Annotated in this window: 3 protein-coding genes and 1 pseudogene; 3 read left to right on the top strand and 1 reads right to left on the bottom strand. The window is 33.0% G+C overall.

Annotated features, from left to right (window positions below; all coding sequences use genetic code 11):
• Positions 1-302 (top strand): hypothetical protein (locus tag F6K13_RS21705; protein WP_287288347.1); only part of this gene is annotated, 302 nt, incomplete at its 5' end.
• A 1,092-nt stretch (positions 303-1,394) separates the two neighbouring features.
• On the opposite strand, the gene F6K13_RS21710 is transcribed toward F6K13_RS21705, so the two are convergent.
• On the bottom strand, positions 1,395-1,544 hold the full coding sequence (locus F6K13_RS21710) for a hypothetical protein (protein ID WP_161564402.1): 150 nt from the start codon (positions 1,542-1,544) through the stop codon (positions 1,395-1,397).
• 43 nt (positions 1,545-1,587) lie between these two features.
• On the opposite strand from F6K13_RS21710, the gene phnD reads away from it, so the two are divergent.
• The gene (gene phnD, locus F6K13_RS21715; protein ID WP_287288349.1) at positions 1,588-2,586 is read left to right on the top strand and encodes a phosphonate ABC transporter substrate-binding protein; all 999 of its coding nucleotides are present in this window, start codon (positions 1,588-1,590) and stop codon (positions 2,584-2,586) included.
• A gap of 337 nt (positions 2,587-2,923) precedes the next feature.
• Positions 2,924-3,700: pseudogene (locus F6K13_RS21720) on the top strand (ADP-ribosylglycohydrolase family protein).
• The last annotated feature ends 395 nt before the right edge of the window (positions 3,701-4,095 follow it).

Raw genomic sequence — 4,095 nt, forward strand, 5'->3', positions numbered from 1 at the left:
TTGGTCAAGCCTCTGAACAAGAAAAGAACTTCATTGTTGATGATGGTTCCTATCTGTTGAGAACTTCTCCAGATGAAGTAAGACCCTTTATCGACCTATGTATTAGAATTTATCAATCTAAAGGTGCTGCAAACAATCCTGGAACAGCACTTAATTTTGCTTTGGAGGCATTAAAGCCTTTAACAGATTCTGAGAAGCATCTAGCCTTTCACATTTGCTATAAAGTAATTCACATAGACAAAGAAGTAAAAGAGTCTGAAATGAGATTCTTTTTCCAATTACACAGATTGGTATTTTCTTAATTATTAGAATTAACTTTTTACAGTTTTTAAATTAACAAGTAATCAACATTATTCTATACTAAATTTTACATTATGGTGGAGAGTTTTTTATATAGCAGAAGAAAGAAGGAAGAAGCAATAAGCAAGAAGGAAAAATCTGGCTTTGTCTGATTTTTAAGCTTTTGATACAGCAGACTCTAAGTATATAAAGTACAGAGATTAACAATTGAATGAATGCAAGTGCGGGCATCTTGCCCGCTTCGGGGTGTACCTCACCTTTGGTGGAATCTGCTGTATTTCCGCGCGGTCTTTAGACCCCTCTCAAAAGCACTTAGCCTTTTATATTTGTGAGAAAGTAATTTACCAAGACGGAATAGAATCTGGTGAAATAGAATTTATTAACCAATTAGACCAACTAGATAGAACTGCATTTTCTTAATTATTAGAGTTAGTTATTTCCAGCCTTTCAGCTAACAACTAATTAACATTATTCTCTACCAAACTTTAAGATTATGGTGGGAATTTTTTTTCGTTAAAGCGTGCCTGATAGAATTTTTCCTAGGTGCTCAGAAAATACCTTAACTGCATAAAAAAAATTATATAGCAGCTCATACTGCTATAAACTTTATTTATCAAAAAGTCTAATTAAGTGTCATTTTTCAATTATTAACAGTCAATAAAATCAGCAAAACTTGATAGCCGAAAATTATTGCGATGATGCTGTTTCATATAGCAATCCTAAATAGGTCGTGACAAATCAAAAAGTAAATAAAAAAACTGAAACTCTTACCTGTTCCCTGTTCCCAGTTAAGTGTTCCCTAAAAAGCAGTAAGATTTTTGACACGAATAAAATAGGATTGCTATAGATATTATTTATCTCGTAGCAATCGCTAATTTCTAATTCAAAAATCCTAGAAAATGAACTTAACCAAAGCTTAACATTAATCTAGTGGAGGATGGTGGAAATAACTGACCAGTTACAAAATCCTAAAACAATTACAAATCAAAAATGATTGACTTTTAACTTCCGCGTAGCGGCACTCTAATAATGTATTAGACAGATTGACCTGTCTCTGAAAAAACAAAAGCTGATTGCTACTGAGCTATAGCTGTTTAATAGCTAGTATTTATTTCGTAGCGATCGCCAATTTCTAACTCAAAAATTCTCGAAAGGGAGCTTAACCAAGGCTTAACATTAATATAGGATAATCGATCGACGGACAAATCTGTCTGTAAAAAAACACAAAAGCTGATTGGTACCAAACTATAACTGACAACTACTAATATTTCCAGAGAAAAGAACCCTATGGAACGACGTAAATTTGTTAAAAATTCATCTCTATTTGCTCTATCTTTAGCCGGAGCAAAATTAGCTAATTTAACTTTCTCACCCCAAACATTAGCTCAGGTAAAAGAACTAAAATTTGGCATTATTTCCACCGAATCTCAAAGTAATCAAAGACCCATTTGGGAACCCTTTATCAAAGCACTTTCTGATTCTATTGGTTTACCAGTTAAAGCATTTTATGTGACTCAATATGTAGCAGTAATTGAAGCCATGCGAACTGGGGATGTCCACCTAGCTTGGTATGGAGGAAAATCCTATATTGAAGCAGCAAAACGTTCTAATGCTGAAGCTTTTGCCCAGGTAGTAGATACAGAAGGTGGTAAAGGTTATTACTCTCATTTAATTACTAACAAAGATAATCCTATAGTTGCTGAAGCTAAAGCAATGGGAGGCGATAAATATGTGATTAAAAATGCAAGTAATTTAACTTTTGCTTTTAATGACCCGAACTCTACATCCGGTTTTTTAGTACCGAGTTACTATGTTTTTGCTCAAAACGGAGTTGACCCCAAAAAAGCATTTAAACGCTTAATTTTTTCCGGCAGTCACGAAGCAACAGCTTTAGCAATAGCTAATAATCAAGTAGATGTAGCTACTAATAATAATGAAGCTTTAGACCGACTCCAAAAAACAAATCCAAAAGCAAGAGCTAATATAGAAACTATCTGGACTTCTACTTTAATTCCTAGCGACCCAATTGCTTATCGTCAAGATTTACCAGCAGATTTAAAACAGAAAATTCGTGATTTTTTCTATAACTATAAAGAAGCAAAAGTTCTCGAACCTCATGGTTGGTCTGGTTTTGCTCAAGCAAATGATAAAACTTGGAATCCGATTCGGGAATTAGACCTAGCTAAAAAGATTTTAGAGTTGGAAAATAAGGAAAATATGACTGCTGAGGATAAACAAAAATTAGAGGAATTCCGCCAACAATTAAAAGCTATAAAAAGTAATTAGACTTCTTGCATAAGTCAGGGAATAGGGAATAGGGAATAGGGAATAGGGAATAGGGAATAGGGGGATGAAATCAAGAATTTCATATCTTGAATTTATTTAATTAAAACTTTTGCAAGAGGTCTATTGAATGACAAAAGTAAAACAGGATTTACAGATGATAAGTAGGTGGCTCTAATTAAACGTTAAAAAAATGGTTTATTTATGCTTATCTACTTAATCTTAATCATAAATCTGTTGTATTACCAGAAGTCTCCATGGAATTAAGCAACAAAGCAAATATTTACTTTGTTGCTTTTTTTGTTAAAATGTTAATTAAATAAATAAAGGTAAGAGCAAAATGTTAGGAGCAATAGCTGGTGATATTATCGGATCTGTCTATGAACATAATAATATTAAAATCAAAGATTTTCCCCTATTTAGTAGTCAAAGTCAATTTACAGATGATACAGTTATGACCGTAGCAGTTGCGGATTCTATCTTCAATAATCGCGAATATATTGATACAGTTAAAGAGTATTTTCGTCGCTATCCTTACGCAGGTTATGGCTTCAATTTTAGACAGTGGAATAAATCTGATAGTAAGCAACCTTATTATAGTTGGGGTAATGGGTCAGCAATGCGAGTTAGTCCAGTGGGATTTGCTTTTAATGACTTGGAAACAGTATTAATGGAGGCAAAAAAGAGTGCAGAAATTACCCATAACCACCCAGAAGGAATTAAGGGTGCTCAAGCTACAGCAGCAGTAATCTTTCTTGCTAGAATAGGAAAAAGTAAGGATGAAATAAAGTCTTATATTGAGAGTAATTTTAACTATAATTTGAGTCAAACTTTAGCATAAATTAGACCTACTTATAAATTTGATGTTTCTTGTCAAGGTTCCGTTCCCCAAGCAATAATTTGTTTTTTAGAATCTACAGATTTTGAAGATGCAATTAGAAATGCTGTTTCTATAGGTGGAGATAGTGACACTATTGCTTGTATTGCTGGAGGTATTGCTCAAGCATTTTATGTAGCTGTACCAGAATCTATTACTGAGAAAATATGGGAGTTTCTAGATGAAAGTCTTCAAAATTTGACTCTGGAGTTTATGTCAAAATATTATATAGCAATGTGATTTTAGTTGTGAGATATTGGAGATTTTTAGGCAACAGGCAACAGGCAACAGGCAACAAAGAATAAGAAAAAAACAAATATATATGAGTAAGATAACTGCTATATTCTATACTTTAAAGGAACATCTCAATTCTCACATCTGATTCCTGATTGCTATATGAGTTCTAGTTTAAATTGATATATATCTTCAACCTTCAATTATTAAAAACAACCCACCAATTAGAGCTGACAAATCAGAATATTTTTAAACCTTACCGAGATAATTAGGGTTTGCTGAAAAAGTATTTTTCAGGAGTAGGGAAGTAGGGAGTAGGGAGTAGACGGAAAGAATTAATTATATCAAATCCGTTTTATTAGACATAAAAAAATTCTTCAATTGTCATAACTACGCTCATC

It is taken from the genome of Okeania sp. SIO2B9, assembly GCF_010672505.1.
Taxonomy (GTDB): Bacteria; Cyanobacteriota; Cyanobacteriia; order Cyanobacteriales; family Microcoleaceae; genus Okeania; species Okeania hirsuta.

Coding starts and splice junctions, on each gene's coding strand:
- phnD (WP_287288349.1), top strand. CDS start 1,588: ATGGAACGACGTAAATTTGTTAAAAATTCATCTCTATTTGCTCTATCT.